The 22,456-nt window shown below is 51.5% G+C and carries 22 protein-coding genes and 2 tRNA genes; 15 read left to right on the top strand and 9 right to left on the bottom strand.

Annotation, left to right across the window (positions count from 1 at the left end):
- Positions 1 to 78 precede the first annotated feature (78 nt).
- On the top strand, positions 79 to 933 hold the full coding sequence (locus NDI52_RS02845) for a hypothetical protein (RefSeq protein WP_190775186.1): 855 nt from the start codon (positions 79 to 81) through the stop codon (positions 931 to 933).
- 130 nt (positions 934 to 1,063) lie between these two features.
- On the opposite strand, the gene NDI52_RS02840 is transcribed toward NDI52_RS02845, so the two are convergent.
- The gene (locus tag NDI52_RS02840; RefSeq protein ID WP_190775187.1) at positions 1,064 to 1,996 is read right to left on the bottom strand and encodes a sugar ABC transporter permease; all 933 of its coding nucleotides are present in this window, start codon (positions 1,994 to 1,996) and stop codon (positions 1,064 to 1,066) included.
- Positions 1,997 to 2,330: 334 nt separating this feature from the next.
- Between NDI52_RS02840 and NDI52_RS02835 the strand changes: the two genes are divergently transcribed.
- From NDI52_RS02835 to NDI52_RS02820, 4 genes are all read left to right on the top strand, one after another.
- Positions 2,331 to 2,675, top strand: coding sequence for a hypothetical protein (locus tag NDI52_RS02835; RefSeq protein WP_190775188.1), 345 nt, complete (start codon positions 2,331 to 2,333; stop codon positions 2,673 to 2,675).
- A gap of 69 nt (positions 2,676 to 2,744) precedes the next feature.
- Positions 2,745 to 3,149: a hypothetical protein gene (locus NDI52_RS02830; RefSeq protein ID WP_190775189.1), complete on the top strand. Its 405-nt coding sequence runs from the start codon at positions 2,745 to 2,747 to the stop codon at positions 3,147 to 3,149.
- 255 nt (positions 3,150 to 3,404) lie between these two features.
- A complete protein-coding gene (locus NDI52_RS02825) occupies positions 3,405 to 4,580 on the top strand; it encodes a hypothetical protein (protein WP_190775190.1) in 1,176 nt (391 codons plus the stop codon).
- Between the two features lie 598 nt (positions 4,581 to 5,178).
- On the top strand, positions 5,179 to 5,580 hold the full coding sequence (locus tag NDI52_RS02820) for a phospholipid-binding protein (RefSeq protein WP_190775191.1): 402 nt from the start codon (positions 5,179 to 5,181) through the stop codon (positions 5,578 to 5,580).
- Positions 5,581 to 5,585: 5 nt separating this feature from the next.
- Here the strand turns inward: NDI52_RS02820 and NDI52_RS02815 are convergent, their stop codons facing one another.
- The 5 genes from NDI52_RS02815 to NDI52_RS02795 all read right to left on the bottom strand — a co-directional run bounded on the left by NDI52_RS02815 (position 5,586) and on the right by NDI52_RS02795 (position 9,325).
- On the bottom strand, positions 5,586 to 6,077 hold the full coding sequence (locus NDI52_RS02815; protein ID WP_190775192.1) for a YajQ family cyclic di-GMP-binding protein: 492 nt from the start codon (positions 6,075 to 6,077) through the stop codon (positions 5,586 to 5,588).
- A 78-nt stretch (positions 6,078 to 6,155) separates the two neighbouring features.
- Positions 6,156 to 6,569 (bottom strand): MAPEG family protein, encoded by a 414-nt coding sequence (locus tag NDI52_RS02810; protein ID WP_190775193.1) that lies wholly within the window; start codon positions 6,567 to 6,569, stop codon positions 6,156 to 6,158.
- Positions 6,570 to 6,623: 54 nt separating this feature from the next.
- Positions 6,624 to 7,127, bottom strand: a complete 504-nt coding sequence (locus NDI52_RS02805; RefSeq protein ID WP_190775194.1) for a DNA recombination-mediator protein A — start codon at positions 7,125 to 7,127, stop codon at positions 6,624 to 6,626.
- A 300-nt stretch (positions 7,128 to 7,427) separates the two neighbouring features.
- Positions 7,428 to 8,171, bottom strand: coding sequence for an FHA domain-containing protein (locus NDI52_RS02800; protein ID WP_190789313.1), 744 nt, complete (start codon positions 8,169 to 8,171; stop codon positions 7,428 to 7,430).
- A 272-nt stretch (positions 8,172 to 8,443) separates the two neighbouring features.
- A complete protein-coding gene (locus tag NDI52_RS02795) occupies positions 8,444 to 9,325 on the bottom strand; it encodes an alpha/beta hydrolase (RefSeq protein WP_190775196.1) in 882 nt (293 codons plus the stop codon).
- A gap of 378 nt (positions 9,326 to 9,703) precedes the next feature.
- Here NDI52_RS02795 and NDI52_RS02790 point away from each other — a divergent pair, with 378 nt between their 5' ends.
- Positions 9,704 to 10,615, top strand: coding sequence for a cobalamin-binding protein (locus NDI52_RS02790; RefSeq protein WP_190775197.1), 912 nt, complete (start codon positions 9,704 to 9,706; stop codon positions 10,613 to 10,615).
- 257 nt (positions 10,616 to 10,872) lie between these two features.
- A complete protein-coding gene (locus NDI52_RS02785) occupies positions 10,873 to 12,237 on the top strand; it encodes an FAD-binding oxidoreductase (RefSeq protein ID WP_190775198.1) in 1,365 nt (454 codons plus the stop codon).
- Between the two features lie 92 nt (positions 12,238 to 12,329).
- On the opposite strand, the gene NDI52_RS02780 is transcribed toward NDI52_RS02785, so the two are convergent.
- Positions 12,330 to 13,184, bottom strand: a complete 855-nt coding sequence (locus NDI52_RS02780; RefSeq protein WP_190775199.1) for a hypothetical protein — start codon at positions 13,182 to 13,184, stop codon at positions 12,330 to 12,332.
- Between the two features lie 677 nt (positions 13,185 to 13,861).
- Here NDI52_RS02780 and NDI52_RS02775 point away from each other — a divergent pair.
- Complete coding sequence (locus NDI52_RS02775; RefSeq protein ID WP_190775200.1) at positions 13,862 to 15,022, top strand: MFS transporter; 1,161 nt, start codon at positions 13,862 to 13,864, stop codon at positions 15,020 to 15,022.
- Between the two features lie 116 nt (positions 15,023 to 15,138).
- A complete protein-coding gene (gene recR, locus NDI52_RS02770) occupies positions 15,139 to 15,756 on the top strand; it encodes a recombination mediator RecR (RefSeq protein ID WP_190775243.1) in 618 nt (205 codons plus the stop codon).
- A gap of 125 nt (positions 15,757 to 15,881) precedes the next feature.
- On the opposite strand, the gene NDI52_RS02765 is transcribed toward recR, so the two are convergent.
- Positions 15,882 to 16,421: a response regulator gene (locus NDI52_RS02765; RefSeq protein ID WP_190775201.1), complete on the bottom strand. Its 540-nt coding sequence runs from the start codon at positions 16,419 to 16,421 to the stop codon at positions 15,882 to 15,884.
- A gap of 117 nt (positions 16,422 to 16,538) precedes the next feature.
- On the opposite strand from NDI52_RS02765, the gene NDI52_RS02760 reads away from it, so the two are divergent.
- Entirely contained in the window at positions 16,539 to 16,709 is a 171-nt protein-coding gene (locus NDI52_RS02760) for a hypothetical protein (protein WP_190789312.1), read from the top strand.
- Positions 16,710 to 17,103: 394 nt separating this feature from the next.
- On the opposite strand, the gene NDI52_RS02755 is transcribed toward NDI52_RS02760, so the two are convergent.
- Positions 17,104 to 17,184 (bottom strand) — tRNA-Leu (locus tag NDI52_RS02755).
- Positions 17,185 to 17,399: 215 nt separating this feature from the next.
- Here NDI52_RS02755 and NDI52_RS02750 point away from each other — a divergent pair.
- The 5 genes from NDI52_RS02750 (at position 17,400) to NDI52_RS02730 (ending at position 22,377) form a co-directional block, all read left to right on the top strand.
- Positions 17,400 to 18,977, top strand: a complete 1,578-nt coding sequence (locus tag NDI52_RS02750) for an adenylate/guanylate cyclase domain-containing protein (protein ID WP_190775203.1) — start codon at positions 17,400 to 17,402, stop codon at positions 18,975 to 18,977.
- Positions 18,978 to 19,127: 150 nt separating this feature from the next.
- Positions 19,128 to 19,778 (top strand): hypothetical protein, encoded by a 651-nt coding sequence (locus NDI52_RS02745; protein ID WP_190775204.1) that lies wholly within the window; start codon positions 19,128 to 19,130, stop codon positions 19,776 to 19,778.
- A gap of 81 nt (positions 19,779 to 19,859) precedes the next feature.
- Positions 19,860 to 19,982, top strand: a complete 123-nt coding sequence (locus NDI52_RS02740) for a hypothetical protein (RefSeq protein WP_277874879.1) — start codon at positions 19,860 to 19,862, stop codon at positions 19,980 to 19,982.
- 45 nt (positions 19,983 to 20,027) lie between these two features.
- On the top strand, positions 20,028 to 22,154 hold the full coding sequence (locus NDI52_RS02735; RefSeq protein WP_190775205.1) for a thioredoxin domain-containing protein: 2,127 nt from the start codon (positions 20,028 to 20,030) through the stop codon (positions 22,152 to 22,154).
- Positions 22,155 to 22,300: 146 nt separating this feature from the next.
- Positions 22,301 to 22,377, top strand: a tRNA-Met gene (locus NDI52_RS02730).
- Positions 22,378 to 22,456 lie beyond the last annotated feature (79 nt).

Raw genomic sequence — 22,456 nt, 5'->3', positions numbered from 1 at the left:
AATGCTCCTTTTAGATGTTTCGACAAACGGAAAACGTGCAGTAAGTTTGGGAGTGTTCTATCGGGTTTGGAGAAACGTATGGGATTCTTCAATCTGTTTTGGGTGTTTCTCATCATTTCGTCGGTGGTGCCCATCTTGCAGCGGCGATCGCTTGAATTTCGCCGCATCTCTGCCATTCGAGCTTTCGAACAGGCACGGGGCAGTCGAGCCATTCTGATGATTCACCGCCAGGAATCCATGAGTTTCTTAGGGTTTCCAGTGTCACGGTTCATCACCATTGAAGATTCGGAGCAGGTGTTGCGAGCCATTCGCCTAACGCCCGACACGACCCCCATTGACCTCATTCTGCACACCCCAGGTGGGCTCGTGTTAGCCACCGAGCAGATCGCGCATGCCCTGATTCGCCATCCCGCTAAAGTCACGGTCTTCGTGCCACACTACGCCATGAGCGGCGGTACAATGCTCGCTCTGGCAGCCGATGAAATTGTGATGGATGAGAATGCTGTTCTTGGGCCTGTCGATCCACAACTTGGAAATATGCCAGCTGCAAGTGTCATTAAAGTTGTTGAGGAGAAACCAATTAGTGAGATTGATGACCAAACTCTGGTAATGGCCGATGTGTCGCGAAAGGCGCTGGCTCAGGTGCAAGCGTTTGTGCGATCGCTCCTTCGCGATGAGCTTCCCGAAACTAAAATCAAGCCGGAGAATATCGATCGGATCGTCGAGGCTTTCACAACGGGACGCGTCACTCACGACTATCCCTTCATGGTGGAGGAGGCTAAGGAACTGGGGCTACCCATCACGACGGGTCTTCCCCGAGCCATTTATGAACTGATGGATTTTTACCCACAGCCAATGACAGGTCGTCCCTCCGTACAGTACATTCCGATGCCCTATGAGCCTCGGCCAGCGTTACCAGTCGCTGACAAGTAGTACAAAAGGTGGGCAAGGCCCACCTTCTTTTTTGGGTCGTGTTTCAAATCCGTAGATGGGATGTGGTGGGGTACGAAGTGCCTCACCACATCCCATCCACAGGTCTAGAAAATTACCTTTTTTTGCGGTTTTATGCGATCGCTCCCGGCTCCCCTCGGCTTACAATCAACCGCACCATTGAGAGCCCAAGAATTAGCAAGAAGAGAGCTAAGCCAACCGTACAGGCATAGTTGATCTCCAAATCTTGAAACGCCTGCTCGTAAACGTAGTACACAATCGTTTTCGAGCTGTTGCGAGGCCCCCCCTGAGTCATCACATAAATCTCTTCGAAGACCTTAGTGGCCGAAATAGATGAAATGACAGCCACCAGGAACAAGTAGGGCCGCATCAAGGGAATGGTAATATCCCAATGCTTTTGCCAGCCCACCGAACCGTCAATGGAAGCCGCTTCGTACAAGTCTGCTGGAATGGACTGCAACCCGGCCAGGTAAATCACCATGTAGTAACCCAACCCTTTCCACACCGTTACAGCCATCACGCTAAACAGGGCCATGCTAGGGCTAGTCAACCAGGGAATGCCGTCTTTCGACAGGTGGAACGCCTTGAGGAACTGGTTGAGCAGCCCATTTTCGGTATAAAGCCATTTCCAGGCAATGCCTGCCACAACCATCGAGATCACCACTGGGGTATAGTACGCCGCGCGGAACCAGTGCATCCCTGGCAGCACCCGGTTGACCAAAATTGCCAGCAGCAGCGGGAAGATTACCAGTAGCGGAACCACACAAACGAGGTAAAGCAGGGTGTTTCCCAGGACTTCCCAGAACACTTTGTCACGCAGCAAGCGCTGCATATTCTCCAGGCCCACCCACTCCGGAGGCTGTGTCACATCAAACTGGTACTGGGTGAAGCTCAGCAAAAATGCTTGCACCGCCGGGAAAAACACGGTCAGCCCCAAAATCAATAGGGCTGGAGCCAGAAATAAATAAGGAGTCAGGCGCGGCCCCCAAACGCTCCAGAATGAGGGGCGCTCAGCGCTGTCCCAACGGGAATCACCTTGATGCATAGAAGTGGACACTCAACCCGCAATGGTTTCAGTCTACAGTGCTGTGCGCGATCGTTAAGAACGATGGTGCGGCTCACATCGCCTTCTAAACCGCCAATCAAACACCTACCCTGCCTACCCCCACATTAGACTTCCTGTGTGAATCGTTGCGCGGCTTCACCGCGCAACGATTCACACCCTCAGGAACTGATTCATGCAGGAGGTCTATTACCGGATCGGCAGCATTCTTACAGGGATATGGGCTGGAAATTTCTTCGATAGAGCCCTTGCTTTATAGCAAATTTATAGTACACTTGCACCATAAGTTCAGATGTACTACTTTAGCTATATTTCTATGGACAGTCGCCACCCGCTTTCTCCCAGGTCTCCGCTGCTCGTTTCTCGCCGTTCTCCTGCACCCTCTTGGATGCGGGTGAAAACACTGCTGTCGCCGCCTCGGGGCGATCGCGCCATTCTTCTGGAGGCTTTACTGTGGGTTGCTGGGGCGGCCGTTCTACGTATGGTGGCTGATTTTGTTTTGACAGCGATGCCCATCCTTTGGGTGCCTGTCGCATTAATTTTGGCCCTCCCATCTGTACTAGCTATCAGCCTGGCAACGTGGGCTCCCCCCTTAAGCCTGGTGTTGGGATATCGCTTAACGCTGACCGCAATGGGTCTACTTCTTGGAGGAAAACTATGAGTATTATTCTTGGTGCTGCCTGGTTATTAATCGTTCTGTCCTGCCTGATGCTGGCTGGGGAGGGCCGTCATGATGAAGCCTCGTAAGCCTGCTCGTCGCTCCTCCAATTTCCAGTATTTTCTTGTAGGCGGCTCAATGCTAGTAATGATGAGTATGCTGGCCGATATGCGAGATACCTGGAAGCCCAAACAGGTTAGCAATAACTGTGCCGAGATCGTGCAACCGAGCTCTATACTGGGTCGGGATGAGTTAGCCAAACTTTTGGCTATTCCTGAGCGCGATCGCAAAGAAGCTGTCCAAGCCGTTGTGAGCGAGCCCTACTGCCGCCTACCCAAGGTTGAAATTCGTGAGGGAGTTGCTGCAGAACGGGAGGTTTATCCTCTGGCCTTCGATCCACAAACGTGGTTCGTGGTGCTTTATGAGGGGGATGAGTACGCAGGCTATTCCTTCCTGTTCCAACGTAACGGTCCCTAATTCTTCATCCGTCGTTTTGCTATCAGTCTAGGGTGTGTTTTGAACCCAAGTGGAAGGGTTGTTTTTACGTGTGCTCCGCACATGAAAAAACAATCTCTAAAACAGACCTTAGGAATTGCAGTAGAGGTATCCCTCAAAAGGCGCTGCAACAAGTAGAACTGGCTCGTACGCTCTATACAATGCTGCCGTCAACAGCCCATCAGTGGGGTGTTGGCAAGCTCTCCGTGCCCTTATTGCCAAAATTCTAGCTTGACCATGTCGAATTCCTACGTCCTTGCCCCCTACACGGTCGCCCTACTATCGGCCGGTTTCCTTTGCCTTAGCCCGGTTGCCCAGGCCGCTGAATCGGATATTGCTTTATCCTTTGACCCCGCTCCTGTTGCGGAAGTTCCCAATGAGAGTCTTTCCTTTGAACCCACTTCCACTGCTTCAACAGCGGATGCTGAGCCAGACAAACCCGATCCCAATCTACCACTGACCATTCCAAGCCATGCCATGGAAGCTCCCGTGGGCAAAGGAGGGGATCTGGCAGAATTGCCACCACCACCTGAGCCTATAGCAACCGGGATCGCGATCGCGTCAGAAGCAGCACCTCCCGATCCAGTTGAAGCCCCGGTAGCCCCAACACCCACACCGGCCCCAGCTCTGACCCAACCCGAAGCCGTTGTCGCACAAGTGCCTCAGCCTGATTCAGGAGCCAATGGGCTCTCCTTTGCCATTCCTGATTTACCGCCCCTACCCGACATTGTTCAGAACCTGGCCCAAGCGATACATTCCAAGGCCAATGCTCCTTTCCCCAATGATGCTCAGATTCCAGAAGCTCTGGCTCCCCTGTTTACAGGCGGCCCTGATTCGCTGGTGGCGATCGCCGTTGGAAGTGCAGAAGGCACTCGCACCCCTACCGGAGAAACAACTCCTGCTTATAAAGGACACAAAGATCCGGGTAACGGGGTTTGGAATTTAGGTTCCTTCTCCTACCAACATGGGGCAGCAACCCCTCAAGAGGCTAATGCCCGACAACTGGTACGGCTACAAAAACAAGCGATGACGCTGTTTCAGGATGCAGCACAACGAGGTATGGCTTTATCTCTGGAGGAGCAATTAAACGCCATCGATCTGGCTAATCAATCTCCGGCTGCCGCTTTAAGTCGAGGCGGATACCTGGATCGCCTTCAAGAAGCTCGTCAAATGGGGCTTACAGGAACAGAAGCCATAAGTTGGGCACGCACTCGAGCTTATCTCGACCCGGATACCCGCCAATGGAATGCACCCGGTTTGGGTAATACAGTAGGAAGCATTACCGCTGATCAGGAGCGCCGGATGGGAATGATCGCCCGAGCTTTGGAAGCATGGTCCGCAAACACTCCCCAAATAAGCGCTAGTAAAGTTGAGGCAGTGGCTGATAATCTCTTTGCAATTGATCTTCACTAACGCAGATCTTGCACCAAACCCCGGAAGGGATATTTTCCATACACTTTTCGCACGGGAAATATGCCTTTCGGGGTTTGGTTTTAGGAAGAAGATGTAAGCTAACTTGCATCACAGGATTACGCGAACTGCAAAGGAAAGGTTAGATAGTTATCAACATCTAAAAGGAAAATTTGCTTTCCTTTTATAACTAAAAATACATAGACCGAACGATCGCTTTCACCTTACCTCTTTGTTAAAAAAAACACACTGCCATTTGATTTTTTTCGGTTTTTACGGGAAACTTTATGAAGGATTGACAAAGAAGCCTGAGGGTAAAGTTAATTTTGATACGTGCCACGCTTCGAAATCCTATTATTCTTAGGCTTGAGTAGGGAGTTTTGCCTTCCGTTCTAAAGGCTTCGTTTTTCTGTGTTGTTGTGTGTCCCAGTTAAGGTTGCTGTATTGCTAGTACAACGCCAGTCCTCAGGACGTAAGCTGAGTGCTGCAAGTGATTCGGATGGTTCGTCGCTAGAAAGAGTCGCTTAGGATTTTAGGGTTTTCTAGCTAACCTTAAAGTCCAAAATGCTCTATTTCATTGTGTTAAGCACCACAGACCTTTATGGAATTTCAAAATTCGGTAGCCTCGGTAGGGATACAACCATACCGAACTTGTCCAGCTACCTCTGCTGTGGCCAGTGGCGCATCTACCCTATTTGAGACCATTCCTCCCGAAAGAATGGGATTGAATGGCGAGTACGACTACCACGGTTTAACCAAACGGGTATGCCACGCCTTCTGCCAACGCTTTGGGGAAGCCAGTCTCACCCCCTGGGCGATCGCCCAACGGGGAGGTATCGTTACCATTCGAGGGCGCATTACCAGTGCCTACTTGCTTTATCAATTTATTGACTTAGCTTTAAGAACAGAAGGTACTGTGGGTGTCGAGATCAACGGCAACACAATTTTTTCCCATATCGATTTGCATCGTATGGTTCCTCCCCCACCAAGCCTAGCCAGTTGAAATGGCTATCGGTAATTGGTGAACTGAAGGGCCGCCGGCCAATCTTCCTGCTTCAAGCGCTGAATAACTTCCTGCAACTCGTCTTTCGACTTTGCCGCCACGCGTACAGCGTCTCCTTGAATTGACGCCTGCACCTTCTTAAACTCATCTCGGATGAGTTTGGAAATCTGCTTGGCCAGTTCCGTAGTAATTCCCTTTTGCAAGCGAATCTCCTGGCGTACGCGGCTACCACTGGCCGCTTCTACCTTACCAAAGTCAAAGATTTTGAGGGATAGATTGCGCTTCGCGGCTTTCGTTTGCAGGATCGTATGAACTGCTTGCAGAGTCATATTGCCGTCGGTCACCACCGTGATGGTGTCCTCAGACAGTTCGAGGCTGGTCTTGGTATCTTTCAGGTCGTAACGGCTCTGGATTTCACGCTGCGCCTGGTCCAGAGCGTTAACCAACTCCTGGCGATCAAAATCGCTAACGATGTCGAATGAATAGGTAGAAGCCATAGAGCGAACAAACAATGTCGATGACTAAGGTGAATAAGCAAACCGTAACCGATTCAAACGGTAATCTGCGATCGCCCCTCAAAACACCTTCAGGAAGCTAGAGATCATAAGGGTAGCTGAGCTTAGAGAACCAATTCCAAACATCAGCGATCGCAACAATGGCACATTCAAGATGTAGAAAATGGAATATAACAGCCGCGCGCTGAGATGGGCAATGACAGCACCCATCACCCACCCCCCTGTGATCCCCGTTACATAGGCCAGCAAACAGGCAGCCGCAAATAGAGTAAAGGCTTCGAAGGAATTTTGGTGGGCCCAAGTTGCCCGTTGGGCATAAGCAGGTAACTTATCGACAACCGCCCGGGGAGTCGCCAACGCCTGCATCCCTAACTGCAGCCGCCCATAGGCCACTAACCCAAACGGTACATACACCAGAAACGCCGCAACGACGACGCCACCAACTAATACCGCTTGAACCGATAAGCTTTGCATTACGAATTCTCAGCAATAGAACGACTCGATGAGCAAAGCGGGTTGAACCCGAACTTAATCGAAGTAGAAGAGGGTCACGATTTTACGCTGATCCTCAGCATCCCCACAGGTTTTCAGTAGGGTATGGCTATCGTGGAAGGCAAAGCAAATGAGTTGCTGGCAGCGTGAAACAATCTCCTGGTTACAGATGGCGCTCGCCTCTGCCAGTGACATGTGGTCATTGTCAGGATTTTCCACTAGATGAATCACCTGCTCCAGTTGTTCACGAGATTCCCGAGGTTGCCGCTCTAGGCTTTGGGGCAGAATCACCGTCAGCAGGTTCGGATCAGCCCGCATAGCCCCGCGAATGGCAGCAGCATTGGTTCCCGTAGCCCCTGAGGTCAACAAGCGGTTACGCCCCAGTACAAGGGCGTAGCTCATCTCCTCAATGAGGATCTGGTGGGTAATGGGCACATGGCGGGAGCCCAGAAGTGCAATGCGTTTTGAACCCGTTTGTTGAATGGCCGCAAGCTCTTGCAGGAAATCATCAACCCGGGGTAGATCAACCGACTGGCTCAAAGATACACTCAACAGGCGAAACGACCCAGATATTTTAGCAGGTGTCAGCGACTCAGCGTATCCGTTGCTATTTAACCTGAGTTCGGGTTAAGGACGTTTTCGAGTGCCGCGCGTTGCGCGGCACTCGAAAACGCTCATTTTGAATTGAAGCCTGAAAATAGCCCGCCAAAGACGGACTATTTTCAGGCTTCGGCAAAATTAGGGTGCATTTTAGAATTTGCTGAAATGATTGCTATTTCGTACACTTCACGTACAAAATAACAACTTTTAGAACAGACCCTACCAGAGCCGGTTCTTAACCTAACTTTGCTTCCGGAGAAACATGAAGGTTTCTTCGATGGGATTGGGCCCATCTTGCACTTTTGGTGGGGGAGGCTGAATGTTGGTGGTAGCCTCTTCCTCTGCAACTCCTAGAGGATGGGCGGGTGTTTGCGAAAGTTGCGGCATGTCGCGGGCATTGGGCACCTCAGAGGAAAGTTGAGGTGGCGAATGCATGAAGTCACAGATGAAGAAGGAAAAGGAAACACTACCGAGCCGGATGCGATCGCCATCCTTCAAGGACGTGCAGCGGCGGATTGGTTCCCCATTGATATAGGTGCCATTGCTGCTGCCCAAATCTACCAGGTAGAACTGTTTGTTGGCATAGCGAATAGCAGCATGGCGACGGGAAAGCCGCTTATCTTGAATCGGCAAATTGACCCGTCGAGAGTCGCGGCCAATAATCCATAAATTTTGAGACTGAGTCAAAGCTTGGGTTTCTCCACCCAAAACATTTGTCACTAAATAAACCTGCTGGCGTAGCACCAACCCCTGGATGTAAGGTAACGTCACCCTGGCCAAGGCTTTACTACCACTGTTTTCCAAGCTAAGAATTTCGTCTAACAGCCCCCGGTTTTGCTCATACAGCTTGAGGAACACCTGGTACAAGCCTAAACGCTGCTGAATTTCGGGGTTTTCAGTTGTACTTTGCTCCCGTGAGGAAAAAGCAGACATGGAGTGGGGATCTAGCATGGTGGACTGGCGGGTGAGATGGGGGATTGGCAAGACGCAACCAACGGCAAAAACTCAGAAGGCGGAAGGTCGAGGAGCGTTGCAACCATCCTTATTCCTTGTATTTCCAGAGTAGGCGCTTCTTAAAGTTCGTATAACCGGGTGATCACGGGAAGGAAACGGTTCCCTTGGGAAAACCATGAAATATGGCCCCATTCCTCCTGATATCTACGGAAACCAGTGTCCCCTTTGCTAACATGCCTACTTAAACCATGCGGATATTACGGCCTGGATAGGCTATATGCCTTTCAAAATCAAATTTAGGGTTAGGGTTGCCTGAGAAATTTTAGTAACTCACGGTTAACAATCTGTGGTGTTTCCTGCTGAATCCAGTGCCCACATTCGGGAACGAGCTGAACCTGAAATGGCGCATCTACTAATTGCCGCACACGATCCAGAAAACGAGGGTTGAGGAGGGTGTCATCCTCACCCCAGAGCACTAGAGTGGGGGATTGTACCGGACGGGGCGATCGCTCCCACTGGTTCAGTAGAACCTGAGGAGTCAGTAAATGCCGATAGTAGTTTAGAGCAGCGCTGAGAACTCCAGGCTTTTCGAGGGCAGCCTGGTAAATTTCGGCATCCTGCCTCGTAAACGCGCCTTTGCGGACGGCCTGCCCCTGAAACGTACTGCGGACGAAGTTACTCAGATTCTGACGAATTAACCAGTCGGGTAGCCCTGGCACCTGAGCAGCCAACATATACCAACTCCGACGCAGTTGATCCAGATTGCTCGTCAGCTCCTGCAATAACTGTTGTGGATGAGGAGCATTAAGAATTGCTAAACGGTTCAAATATTGGGGGAAATGGTGGGCAAAGTGCCAGGCAATAGAGCCACCCCAATCATGACCAATAATATGAGCTTTGCTGTATCCTAATCCTTCAATCAGGCCACGAATGTCAGCACCCAAGGTATCCAGGTCATAGCCTGAAGTTGGCTTATCAGAATCATTAAACCCACGCAGATCGGGCACCACCACTTTGAAGTGGCGAGCCAGAGCTGGGATTTGGTGCCGCCAAGAGTACCAAAATTCGGGAAACCCGTGGAGGAGAACAACTAGATCTCCCTCGCCCTGGGTAACGCAGTGGAGACGGATACGATTGGTTTCAATAAAGCAGTGTTGCCAGCCAGCCAGGGTGATTGCAGTCATAGGGATAGGGATACCTGCTGGCAGTTGAAAAAGCCAGGCACGCGTGTAAATAGAAGGTAAGAAGATTTGGAAAAGGAAGATTAGGTCTTGCCAGCTTTTCCGAATAGAAGACTGTGCTAGAAGGCTCGCTCAAGCGCTTTCATTTCTAAAATGAAAGTGCGAGGAGATTTTCTGAAGCTGTAAAGCAGTCTCTAGGATAAGCTTGTATTATACGATACAAGTCTTACTACAACTATCCTAACGCCTGCTGTTAACGATCTGTGTCCGTATTTTCTAGGAAGCTTTCATAGGGTCACTTCGGAATATCCGTAGACCTTCTTTAAAGCACGCACCGGAGACTAAATAATTTGGCAAGGGCAGGTAGCAGGAGCAAAAAGAATGGCAGACAAACGGCGTATTGTGTCTCTGTTACCCAGTGCAACCGAGATTGTGGCATTTTTGGGATTGACGGGGGAATTAGTGGGGCGATCGCACGAATGCGACTACCCTCTTGAAGTCCAGCACTTACCCATCTGCACCGAACCCAAGCTCGACCCCTCTGGAAGTAGTGCGGCTATTCATGCTCAGGTTACCGACGTTTTGCAGGCGGCCCTCAGTGTTTATCGGGTATACGACGACCTGCTGCTACAGCTTCAACCGACCCATATCGTGACCCAGGCACAATGCGACGTATGCGCCGTCAGCCTGCGAGATGTAGAGGAGGCCATAAGCCGATTAGCTGACATTCAGCCGCAGATCATCTCCCTGCAGCCCATGGTACTGACGGATATATGGTCTGATATTCAAAGAGTTGCAGAGGCATTGGGCGTTGAGGCTCCCCTGGAACGTTTGCAGCAGCGGCTTGCTGACTGCCAGACTCGCGCCGAGACCCTCACATCCAGACCAACGGTTGTATGTATCGAATGGATTGAACCGTTGATGGCAGCGGGTAACTGGGTGCCAGAGTTGGTAGCGATCGCCGGAGGTCAGTCCTGCTTTGGCACCGTAGGCAAACATTCTCCCTGGCTCTCCTGGGAAGCTTTGCAGCAAGCCGATCCAGACGTTCTGGTTATTATGCCCTGTGGTTTTGATTTAGAGCGGACTCGTCAGGAAGCTCAGACCCTAACACAGCATCCTTACTGGGCCTCTTTAAAGGCGGTGCAAACTGGACAGGTCTTTTTGACAGATGGCAATCAATACTTTAATCGGCCTGGCCCACGTTTAGTGGATTCGCTAGAGATTCTGGCTGAGATTTTTCACCCTGATGAGTTTGGCGATCGATACCGAGGGCACGGATGGCAACCTCTTTAGAAGAACAAGTAGAGGATGATCAAACATTAGGCCCAAAAGACCGTATCGCCCCCTTCGCGAGCGATACGGTCTTTTGGGCCTGATATCTTAACTAACGCGACAAAGGCTATATGAGGCCATATCACAGATTTCATATCACTGTTCGTTAGCAGAGGTTTCCAGCATATTGATAGATGGAAAGCTGTAGCTAAATTTCCAACTCTATTTTTTTATAGACATTAGGTTAGATAAAGTACCCAATCCGTACAGGTATAGTCATGACTGCTACTACGCTCCGCCCAGTTGACTGGGATGCTTTTTCCGCCGCACTGGAGGGCATCGAAATCATTCGTGACGCCGCACAAGTGGCGAAGCTGTCGAAAGACTATTACACCTACAGCCCAATTTTGGTGGAACAGTTGCAGGACAAGGTAGGAGAGGTGGTCGTGAAACCCACCTCGGAGGCTGAGGTTCTGCGAGTTGCTCAAGTTTGTGTGCAGCAGCGCATTCCCTTAACGGTACGGGGGGCTGGGACAGGCAACTATGGGCAATGCATCCCTTTGCAAGGTGGTGTAATTCTTGATCTGAGCAAGATGCAAGCGGTGAAGTGGATTAGGCCAGGTATTGCCTGTGTGGAAGCTGGGGTCAAGCTAGCAGCACTGGATAAGCAGACACGGGAAACCGGGTGGGAATTGCGAATGGTGCCTTCCACCTATCGAACAGCGACGGTGGGCGGTTTTATTGGTGGGGGTAGTGGGGGCATTGGTTCTATTAGCTATGGTCAGTTGCGCGATCGCGGTAATTTGCTAGCCGTGCGGGTTGTCACGATGGAAGATGAACCTCGGGTGATCGAGCTGCGGGGCGACGACGTGCAAAAGGTGAACCATGCCTACGGCACCAACGGTATCATCACAGAGCTCGAAGTCCCTCTGGGGCCTGCTTATCCCTGGGCTGAGTTGATTGTGGCGTTTGATGATTTTATGACAGCGGCCCGGTTTGGTCAGGTGTTAGGGGAAGCCGACGGACTGATTAAAAAACTGATCTGCATCTGTGCAGACCCAGTTCCCGGCTACTTTGCAGCCTTGAAGAGCGCCATTCCATCGGGCTCGCATGTTGCCCTTGTGATGATTGCGGAACCCTGCTTGGAGCCGTTTGGCGAGCTAGTGAAGGAAATGGGTGGCCAAATTTGCTATCACAAATCAGCTCAGGAAGCTGGGAAAGGCACGATGCTCCTGGAGTTTACCTGGAACCACACAACGCTCCATGCCCGGAGCGTTGATCCGACATTAACCTACTTGCAAACGCTCTTTCCCTATGATCCTAACTTGGCCCTACTGGAGGAGATGTACCATCACTTCGGTGATGAAGCGATGATGCACCTGGAGTTCATTCGGGTACACGGACGAGTAGTTCCGGCAGCGCTACAAATTGTGCGATATAGTACCGCCGAGCGTCTGTGCGAGATCATCCACTACCACGAGGAGAAGGGCGCATTTATTGCCAATCCGCATACCTACATCCTGGAGGATGGTGGACGGAAGACCGTGGATCCGGTGCAATTGGCCTTTAAGGAAGCAATGGATCCTTATGGTCTGTTAAATCCTGGAAAGATGAAAGCGTGGGAATTGCGCGATCGCTCTTAATCCCAAATCCCATGGAGAACCTGATGTACAAAAAAATGGGTAGGCATAGCCTACCCATAGGTCCTTGTCCAGGCCGCTTGAGATAGAGAGCGTTATTTGGCTGCAGGGAAAATACTCTCAACTACGAGAACCGGCTTCTCGATAAATTCGTCATCAATTTTCTGTTTCAAACCGCTGTCCCAATCGAGGTCATAATCCTGTTCAAACTCGTTTGGAATATAAGGCCGAAGAACACCCGTAATCACAATATCTTCCTTCTCGGCTAAGGCTGCATCTGGGGTTGAACCAATAACCAGAACTTCCTCGCCAGCAAACAGGTCGTTATCCTGAAGAGTAAAGGTACTCGGTGTGAGTTGGTCAGCGACGGTTCCCTCGACGGAGATGGTTTGACCGTAATAGGATTCCGGATTTTTGCTAATCTCCTCGGGTTCAGGAGCAAAGGCGATCGATTGGGCGATGACTACAGAGCTGTCTTCGTACTGCTGGTAAGTTTGAGGGTCCAGATTCAAGCCATATTCCTTCTGGAGGTCAGCGGTGGCTAGACGGCGAACCTGCCCTATCACCTGGAGATTCTTGGTGAATTGGTTGCCATCAGGAACCAGAAACGGAGTTCCTGTCGCATTAATAACAAGCACATCTTTACCATCAAACAGGCGATCGCCCGCCATGGAAAATGCAATATCTCCAACAGATTCTCGCATTTCACCACGGATAGAGAGCGTTTCACCCATGTACTTCTCGATATTGCCTGTCAGTTCGCCTGTCCGTACACTTTGATCACCTGTAGTGCTAATTGGATGCTCTACGGCAGGGTTGGGAGATGTGGATTCAGGCTCTTCAACACTCGTTTGAGTGTTGGTTTGGCAAGCCGTTAGGAGCCCGGCCGATAGAATGAGGGCGATCGCTCCTTTTCCAAAGCCTTTGCTGATATCGCCAATCAATTTCATCACGATTCCCTCCTAACCTTGCTTACCCAACAGCTTAGTTTTTGCAGAGAATCAACACCTCTTTCTAGGGGACAGAACTTTACTACAACTGTTTATAGATTTTAAAATTCACTTCAATTCTTTAGTTCAATGAGTGCCTATTTGCAACAAAAGGCTCAATCTCAGCAATTCTCCAGTATGGGCTTCAAAGCCAAGAGTTCACGCCCGTAGGGCGTGAACTCTTGGCTTTGAAGCCCGAAAACCGCGCGCCAAAGGCGCGCGGTTTTCGGACCTGATTTCAAAATGAGAATTGCTGGCTCAATCTTTATATTCGTACTAGAGGTATAGACAAGCAGGAAGGCATACAAATTTTGAATTTTATGTTTGATTGAGTAACTCACTTCTATCAAAAATGAAATATAAACACTGCCAGTTTTAAAACCCCTTCTTTGTTCCTTCTAGGGGGATAGTTTTACAACGGACTTGACATGACTCCTAGCCTATTGAAAACTTCAAAGTTGCACTTTTGACTCGTCAGTTCCAGAAGGGTTACATCATAAGGAAGTCATAGGACAGTTCACAAGGATGCCTACTGGATGAACCATCTCAACCCGCGATCTTCTAGCGTGAAACAATACGTCGAACAGGCGTGGGTGTGATGTGAGGAAGGGACATTGATCGCACTGTTTAAGAAAAACATGTCAACAGAACGAAGCATTCAGTTTAGCTTGTTGCTGTTGGCTGGTTGTTTAACAACCATGACCGGAGGTATCGTCGCGCCAGTCTTTCCAGAAATGGTGCAGGAGTTAGGTTTAAATCCTCGTTGGGCCGGCACCCTCCTGAGTATTCACGCCCTAACCAGTGCTTTGATGACACCCATCATGGGCCTACTTGCCGATCGGATTGGCAAGATGAAGGTCATGATTCCGAGCCTTATACTCTATAGCTTCTTTGGTATTTCGACGGCATTTCTCACAAGTTTTCCCCTGTTGCTGGCATCTCGTGCCCTACTGGGCGCAGCCAGCGGGGGTATTGCCGCTGCCACCATTGGTATTCTCAGCAGCATGTATGAGGGGGAATCCCGCTCCCGGGTGCTGGGGTTTGCCACCAGCGCCATGACCACATCCGCCATCTTGTTTCCGCTTTTGGGGGGATGGGTCGGCAAAACCCACTGGCAATATTCCTTCTATTTATATGGAGCGGGTGTTATTCTACTCAGCTTTATGCTGGTTGTCTTTAATGGCATTTCCTCCAAGGTCTCTGGAATGATGCCTTCGGGGGGAACCTCTGAACTACGCACTGTTCTGAAGCAACCTCAAATCTGGCGTATTTATGGATTGATCGGCGTCGCTGCCACAGTGGTCTATACCGTGGTCATCTATACGCCTCTCTACCTCAAAGCTGCCATTGGCGCAGGGCCTGAACTGAACGGCTTTGTGTTAGCAATCCGGGCAGTGGGAGCTGCCATCGTTGCAGCCGTGGGAGCTGCCTGGGTGGCTAAGCGACTAGGAGAAAACCGGGCGATCGCCCTAGGCTTTAGCCTCATGGCCACCACCATCTTCACCATCCCGCTCCTGACTCACCTATCCCTCATCGTGCCGGCTGCCATCCTTTTTGGCATTGGGTTTGGCATCATCACCCCCAACCTCTACAACGTTCTCGCGGGTCACACACCCCCTGAGCTACGGGCCAGCGTTCTGGGGATCGGAACAGGGTTCAATTCCCTGGGGCAATTCATCTGCCCCTGGCTTTTGGGACCCGTGTGGAAGTATGCCGGATTGCACTCTGTCTTTTTTGCGGCCACTGCATTGGCAGTACTCGCTAGTTTTATCAGCCTGACACACCCAAAAACGAGTTAACGCAGACTGGGCCCACTAATTCTGGTACGTTTTTGGGGCGTGAAACCGTAATTTTCATGCCCCAAAAACGTACCCATAAGCCATCTTCAGAACCGCTATGATGGCGTTGGAAGCAAATTTTTTCGGAGGATAGACCTACGTACACGCGCCCCCTCGCCCGGTTAGTCGAACAATTTCAACGGCTACCCGGCATTGGCCCCAAAACTGCTCAGCGGCTTGCCCTCCACATCCTGAAGCGGCCAGAATCTGATGTGCGTGAGTTGGCCCAGGCTTTGCTGGAAGCCAAACAGCAAGTTGGCTATTGCAGTGTTTGCTATCACCTCTCCGCCGAGGAGGTGTGCGATATCTGCCGTGCCCCCAGCCGCGATTCCGCTACTATTTGTGTCGTTGCTGACTCGCGAGATGTGATTGCTATTGAAAAAACGCGGGAATACCAGGGCAAATACCATGTTTTAGGCGGGCTCATCTCTCCAATGGAGGGAATCGGCCCCGACCAGCTTCACATTACCCCGTTGATCCGGCGGGTGAATCAGCAGGATGTGAAAGAAGTAATTATGGCTATCAGCCCAAGTGTTGAAGGGGAAACTACAACCCTCTACATTGGCAAACTTCTGCAACCCTTCACTCGGGTAACGCGCATTGCCTTTGGCCTACCTATGGGCGGGGATCTGGAATATGCCGACGAAGTTACTCTGGCACGCGCGCTGGAAGGGCGACGAGATTTGGAGGTGTAATGAGGGGGCACTTTGTGCCCCCTCATTACACCTCCTGTTATAGGCGCTTCACCCAAAACCTGAAATAAATATCGCCCTGGTAGAGGGGCAGAAGCCATCCACCAGGGCGATCGCAAAGAATTGGATTATTTCATCCGCTGCTTGATGAAGGTCAGGATTTGGCCCATCTGCTTCTTCATCATGTCAATCTCGGCCTGCATTTTTTCGATCTTCTTATTGAGGAGTTCGACTTCAGCAGACCCAGCAGCACCATCAGCTGCTGGAGCGGCAGCAACAATCGGTTGCGGCCACTTCTTAAACTTCACCATCGCCGCTTTGATCGCTTCCACCAATTGCTTCTGCTCAAAGGGCTTCTCGATAAACTCAAAATACTCGAACGGCTCAGGAATCTTTTCCGTGACCTCTTCTTTACGACCAGACATCAGCACGAGGGGGGCTCGCAACTCTGGCTTCGCCTCGATCTCCTGAAACACCTCCCAGCCGCTCATACGTGGAAGGAGGAAGTCCAGCATGATCAGGTTAGGTCGTTCTTGATAAATCGTATTAACGCCTTCTACCCCGTCCTTTGCTTCTAATACTTCAAAATTACCTTTGGGTAGCATGTCCCGCACCATGTTGCGGATCACCCTGCTGTCATCAATAACCAAAATCTTATGAGTTGCCACGGCGAACTCCTCGGGTAACGGTTGAAGGAAATGGCAAAAGGCTTTAGCTCTCTCAGATTAACGCTGTTCGGTTCTAAACGTAAATCTAAACCGTGCCTGAGCCTACAGATGATACCGATGACTGGCTCTGCATTACAGTCTATGCCACTCCTGATGAACTTTTGCCTGTCGATAGTAGACCCCCCTGAGCGATCGCCCCTGGGAACCCGTCTTACTCCTGGGATAGCATCTAGTGTAGCTGCGAGTCTGGAATTTGGTTCGGCGAAGTGGGATATAGATTACACCTGACGGAAAAACAGAGCCTTTATGCCTGGATCCTTCGCCTAGAGTGCCCAACTTTCACAAAAAATTTACGTAGGTGAAGTAACTTCAGATTTCCTTTAGGACCAGCGAATAAAGTACCAAGCACCCCCATTGATTCTCGCCGCTTAGTACTAGGGGCATGCCCGGTTGAGGGTTGATGCGGCGTGCGAAATACACCACATCAACCCTCAATATTCCTTTAATGAAGCTTTAAAGCTGGTTGAAAGGGTCATTTTTTTTGTGAGAAGCGCCATAACCGAGAGCCCACTTCTGCTAGTTCGCGACAGACATGGATCCTAGGTTATGTAACTAAAAATTAAGGGAGCCCTGCATCGCAGAACTCCCTTAATTTACTTGGTAAGTGCTATGCACCTACAGATGCGGATGGCGAGACTCGAACTCGCAAGGCAAAGCCACACGCCCCTCAAACGTGCGCGTATACCAATTCCGCCACATCCGCTCAGAGGACTCAAGACATCAATGTCTGATGTATTTAAGCATTTACAAGCATAAACTATATTAGCCATCTCTACACAAGAGTTTTTCGATTTCAACGACATTTTTTTAAATTCCTTAGAAAAGCGCCTTTACGTGAGGGGGTTTTTGGGAGGATAGTCGTGAGGAGGGGCATTACTGTATGTCGATCGTAGAGACCACCCATTCCCCCAGGCTTTTATGACCCGTTTACCTGTGTCAGAACATGCGGTTTTGGCCGAAATTGAGCCTCAAATGCGCCGCTTGTTACCCGCTGACCTTTATGCACGGGTGTGGTTTGATCCGGAGCCAGACCGTCTGATGCAGGTGTTCCAGCATTTGCGCACCCTACAGCGAGCTTTGCAGGATTACGTCCCCCGGCAAGTCGCTGAACAGCCACCCCCATCTGGAAAAGTACGCTACGAATGGCGACAGGGTACTCTCCTATTTACGGATCTGGCGGGTTTTACGCCTTTGATGGAGGCCAATGCCGCTTCCGGACGCAAAGGGGCAATGGCGCTCCTGGAGGTTCTCAATCGCTACTTCTCCGAAATGATCGAAATCATTGGCAAGTCAGGGGGGGACCTGCTGGAGTTTACCGGGGACGCGATGCTGGTCCAGTTTCTGGAAGATGTCCAGGGAGACGACACCGCCCAGGCCGTACGGACAGGGCTACGAATGCAGCGGGCGATGCGAAATTTTCGAAGTATTGAAACTCCGCAGGGACGATTTTCGTTAGCCATGCGTGTCGGAATTCATGCCGGTATGTATCTCGCTGCGGATCTAGGCACCCCACATCGTATGGCCCATGTGCTACTGGGGCAGACGGTACAACGGGCAAAACTGGCTGAGAGCAGTGGCAAGGTAGGACGGGTCTGTGTGACCCAGGAGGCGGGCGATCGCCTCCGCGCGGACGACCAATTTGATATGGAACCCTGCCAGAATGAACGCCAGCCAAGCTGCCATTACCTGATTCAGGACGACCTGACCACAGGTTTCCTGGGGGATTATGACATCAGCCTGAACCGGCGGCGGTTGACCAGCCCTCTCCTTCTCGATCGCAGTACGGAGGGCCTATTGAACGAAATTCAGGACGCACTGCGTCGAGTCCAACTCCTCGCATGCTACCTACCCTCCGAAATTCTCACCCAACTTGTAGAGGGCGCTGCCGAGCGGCGAATTCCACCGAATTTTCCAGAACCAACTGTCGTGTTCATTAACCTGATGGGCTATCCCGAAGCAGCGGATATTGCCCATCCTGATGAAGTACCAGCGCTGACAGAAAGCTTTTCAAGGACCTTTTCACTCATTGATGCGGCGGTAAAGGCGCGGGGTGGCACTTTACAAAAAGTTACTTATCACGCCGTTGGCTCTGATATTTTGATCTACTTTGGTGCATTTAGTAGCCATCCAGAGGATGCCTTACGGGCGGCTGGCCTAGCTCTGGCTGTGCAGGAAATTGTGCAACAGCTACCACCTCCTATTGCCGGAGGTGTTCCAGTCTCTTTAGGGCTGCGTGTTGGCATCTGCTCAGGGGCAGTTTTCTCGGCGGAAATTGGAGAACCTCGGGGTCGACGAGAGTTTAATATTCTGGGCGATCCCGTCAATACGGCAGCTCGACTGATGGCTCGAGCGCAGGTCGGCGATATTCTCCTGACGGAGCGCGTGTATCAAGCGATCGCCCCCCATTTTTACTGTGAACCCCTGGGAGCGCAGGTGCTGAAGGGAAAGGCACAACCTCAGATGCTCTATGCCTTGAAGAGGCAGGTGGAGCGATAGTAGGGAGGACAGAGGGCAAAAGCGATAGAAGGTTGAAGAAAAAGGCTGAAGGCCGACAAGCGAGGCTGAAGTTTAAAATTGAGTACTCCGTTCTTACCCTCTACCATCCTCTACTCCCTTGCTTCTTCTGCCCCTTGCCTTAATCCTTTTATGAACAAGTCCGGTTTCTTCATGCTTTGGATGGTGATGGGAGCGCTGGTCGGCTCAGTGTTCGCGATCGCCTATTCAGTACGCCAGGCAACTCGATTGCCCGATTGGTATGTGGCTCAAACGATAGAGTCTTCTAACTCAGCAATAACGTCGGCATCAGAAGCTCAATCAGATGCAGAGGTGGTCTTGAGTTCCGCTCAGGTAGAGCAGTTGTTGCAGGAGGCGATCGCTTCCCATGTCGTGCCATCCGAGTGGCAGGAGCCTGCTGCCAACTTGAGCGCAACCGTGAAGAATGGGCGGTTAGAGACGGGTACAGTGGTCAACCTGGCAGAGTTGCCATTGGATAAGTTGAGCGATCGCGATCGGCTACGCGTGGAGCAGTTGCTCTCGATGGTGCCGGGGTTGGATGAGCAACAGTTATTCATTGGGCTGGAGAGTAGCCCTCAGATTCGAAATGGGCGTCTGGAGCTAGAAGGCAATACCAGTGTCCGAGTAGGACGCCTGCAGCTACCGCTGGACGTGGTAGCGCAACAGTTTGGGGTGTCAGTCGATGACCTGGAGACGCAGCTGATGGAGTTGCTTCAGCAGCAGGGCATTTCACTGGAGCAAATTCGCATTGAGGGCGATCGCATTTACCTTGCACCGCAATAACATGACGTGATCAGAAGCAGGCCGTTGGAAAACCTTACAGAGCAAAGCCTTTCAACGACCTGCTTCTGATCGCATAGCGCTATGCACGTTGATGAAGTGCGGTGGGGCACGAAGCGCCCCACCCCACCGTTGCTGTACTTAACGCATTTGCACATTGCTATAGACGCTGACAACACCCTGCTAGAGATTGAGAATCCCTCTTAAATCTCGCGGTAGACTCTAGGTGAAAATCCTGAGAGGTCTGCCCCCATGCCCAACCGTCTGGCTGACGCCCACAGCCTTTATTTGCGGAAGCATGCCCATAATCCCATCGATTGGTGGCCCTGGAGTGACGAGGCGATCGCCCGAGCTCGCCAGGACAATAAACCAATTTTCCTCTCTATTGGGTATTCCAGTTGCCATTGGTGCACGGTGATGGAGGGCGAGGCATTTTCGGATGGGGCGATCGCCGACTACATGAATGCAAACTTCCTGCCCATCAAGGTTGACCGGGAGGAGCGCCCGGACCTGGACAGTATTTATATGCAGGCGTTGCAAATGATGGTGGGCCAGGGGGGATGGCCACTCAATATTTTTCTAGCTCCCGACGATCTGCTGCCCTTCTACGGTGGCACTTATTTTCCTGCACAGCCTCGCTATGGACGGCCAGGATTTTTGCAGATTCTTCAGGCCATTCGGCAGTTCTACGACACGCAAAAAGACAAGATGCAATCTGTCCGGGACGAGATCTACGGACGGCTGAATCAGATGGCCCAGTTCCGGGACGAAACAGAACTCACGCCCGACTTGCTACGGCAGGGATTAGAGTATAGCGCGGCTATATTAGCGGCTTCCCGTACAGGGCCAAGCTTTCCCATGATTCCCCATGCAGAGGCGGCGCTGCATGGAGCGCGCTTTCAGTTCCCCGATGCGAAAGTAGCGGCGCGGGAGATCTGCCAGCAGCGCGGGCTGGATCTGGCGCTGGGAGGCATCTATGACCATGTAGCTGGGGGGTTTCATCGCTACACCGTAGACCCCAACTGGACCGTGCCCCACTTCGAGAAGATGCTCTACGACAATGGGCAAGTAGTGGAGTTTTTGGCAAACCTGTGGAGTGCCGGAATGGAGGAGCCCGCCTTTGAGCGGGCGATCGCCGGTACCGTTCAGTGGCTCCAGCGGGAAATGACGGCCCCTGAGGGCTATTTCTATGCCGCACAGGATGCTGATAGTTTTGTCAGCCCAGACGAGGCCGAACCGGAGGAGGGAGCATTTTATGTATGGGACTACTCCGACTTACAAACCCTGCTGAGTGAAGAGGAGCTGACCGAACTTCAGGAACAGTTTACGGTCACAGAAAAAGGCAACTTTGAGGGACACAATGTTCTGCAACGGAAGCACCCGGGCCCTCTGAGTGCAAACCTAGAACAAGCCTTACAGAAGCTGTTCCGGGTTCGCTATGGCGATGAACCTGCCAACGTCGTTACCTTCCCCCCAGCTCGCAATAACGAGGAAGCCAAGACCTATCCCTGGCAGGGTCGTATTCCTGCAGTCACCGATCCCAAAATGATCGTCGCCTGGAACAGCTTGATGATCTCTGGCCTAGCCCGTGCTGCGGTGGTGTTCAAAAATTCTCAATACTTAACTTTGGCCGATCGCGCCGCCAATTTTATCGTGACTCAACAACAGGTGGAGGGCCGGCTGCATCGTCTGAACTACGAAGGAACTGTCAGCACGATCGCCCGCTCCGAAGACTATGCCCTGCTGATTAAAGCCTTGCTCGACCTGCACCAGGCTCACCAGTGGGATTTCTCCACCCGAGCTGTAGCCGACCCCGTGGATGTGGTTTCCTCGTTCAGCATCAAGCCCGATTTCCAGAGTTCGGCTTACTGGCTCAGCCATGCCCTCGCTCTCCAACGAGAGTTTGACGCCCATCTATGGAGTTCCAATCTGGGAGGCTACTTCAATACGGATGACAATGCTGACTTGGTAGTGCGGGAACGGAGCTTTGATGACAATGCGACTCCCTCCGCGAATGGAGTGGCGATTGCCAACCTCATCCGTCTCTTCCTCATTACGGAAGACCTGCCTTACTTGGACCGGGCAGAGCAGGCCCTTCGCTCCTTCAGCGGCATCATGGAGCAGTCTCCCGCCAGTTGCCCCGGTCTGTTCATCGCCCTGGACTGGTACCAAACGCAAACCCTCGTCCGCACCCAGCCCCAATATCTAGCAGCGATCGCTCCCCGTTATCTTCCTTCAGCGATCCTTCGGCTCCAGCTCGACCTACCCAAAGGAGATGCAGCCTTAGTCTGCCAGGGCCTGAGCTGTCGAGGCCCGGCTCATAGCCTGGAAGAACTACAGTCTCAGCTCGATCGTAGCCTTACACGTCCATTCAGCTAGCGTGCAGAACGAATGAGCACCCACCGTCTACTCGAAGCCCGAGAAGTAGCCCATTCGGATAAATTCAAATCTTTTTTAGTAAATCATTTGTCAAAACGCTCGATGTTCGCTACTATGAATAAGTGCGAGACGAAAGCACAGAGCGACGCGGGATAGAGCAGCCTGGTAGCTCGTCGGGCTCATAACCCGAAGGTCAGTGGTTCAAATCCACTTCCCGCCACCAAGTTAAAAAGCCCTACCAATTTCAGGTGGGGCTTTTTTAATTCCACCTAAAGGCTAGAAGCAGAGGGAGGGTGCAATGC

The sequence above is a fragment of the Leptolyngbya sp. PL-A3 genome (assembly GCF_039962325.1).
In the GTDB taxonomy this organism is placed as follows: domain Bacteria; phylum Cyanobacteriota; class Cyanobacteriia; order Elainellales; family Elainellaceae; genus Vacuolonema.
The sequence above is the reverse complement of the archived record's forward strand: the minus strand, read 5'-3'. Positions and strand labels throughout refer to the sequence as shown.

Coding starts and splice junctions, on each gene's coding strand:
- NDI52_RS02845 (WP_190775186.1), top strand. CDS start 79: ATGGGATTCTTCAATCTGTTTTGGGTGTTTCTCATCATTTCGTCGGTG.
- NDI52_RS02840 (WP_190775187.1), bottom strand. CDS start 1,996: ATGCATCAAGGTGATTCCCGTTGGGACAGCGCTGAGCGCCCCTCATTC.
- NDI52_RS02835 (WP_190775188.1), top strand. CDS start 2,331: ATGGACAGTCGCCACCCGCTTTCTCCCAGGTCTCCGCTGCTCGTTTCT.
- NDI52_RS02830 (WP_190775189.1), top strand. CDS start 2,745: ATGATGAAGCCTCGTAAGCCTGCTCGTCGCTCCTCCAATTTCCAGTAT.
- NDI52_RS02825 (WP_190775190.1), top strand. CDS start 3,405: ATGTCGAATTCCTACGTCCTTGCCCCCTACACGGTCGCCCTACTATCG.
- NDI52_RS02820 (WP_190775191.1), top strand. CDS start 5,179: ATGGAATTTCAAAATTCGGTAGCCTCGGTAGGGATACAACCATACCGA.
- NDI52_RS02815 (WP_190775192.1), bottom strand. CDS start 6,077: ATGGCTTCTACCTATTCATTCGACATCGTTAGCGATTTTGATCGCCAG.
- NDI52_RS02810 (WP_190775193.1), bottom strand. CDS start 6,569: ATGCAAAGCTTATCGGTTCAAGCGGTATTAGTTGGTGGCGTCGTCGTT.
- NDI52_RS02795 (WP_190775196.1), bottom strand. CDS start 9,325: ATGACTGCAATCACCCTGGCTGGCTGGCAACACTGCTTTATTGAAACC.
- NDI52_RS02790 (WP_190775197.1), top strand. CDS start 9,704: ATGGCAGACAAACGGCGTATTGTGTCTCTGTTACCCAGTGCAACCGAG.
- NDI52_RS02785 (WP_190775198.1), top strand. CDS start 10,873: ATGACTGCTACTACGCTCCGCCCAGTTGACTGGGATGCTTTTTCCGCC.
- NDI52_RS02780 (WP_190775199.1), bottom strand. CDS start 13,184: ATGAAATTGATTGGCGATATCAGCAAAGGCTTTGGAAAAGGAGCGATC.
- NDI52_RS02775 (WP_190775200.1), top strand. CDS start 13,862: ATGTCAACAGAACGAAGCATTCAGTTTAGCTTGTTGCTGTTGGCTGGT.
- NDI52_RS02760 (WP_190789312.1), top strand. CDS start 16,539: ATGACTGGCTCTGCATTACAGTCTATGCCACTCCTGATGAACTTTTGC.
- NDI52_RS02750 (WP_190775203.1), top strand. CDS start 17,400: ATGACCCGTTTACCTGTGTCAGAACATGCGGTTTTGGCCGAAATTGAG.
- NDI52_RS02745 (WP_190775204.1), top strand. CDS start 19,128: ATGAACAAGTCCGGTTTCTTCATGCTTTGGATGGTGATGGGAGCGCTG.
- NDI52_RS02740 (WP_277874879.1), top strand. CDS start 19,860: ATGCACGTTGATGAAGTGCGGTGGGGCACGAAGCGCCCCACCCCACCG.
- NDI52_RS02735 (WP_190775205.1), top strand. CDS start 20,028: ATGCCCAACCGTCTGGCTGACGCCCACAGCCTTTATTTGCGGAAGCAT.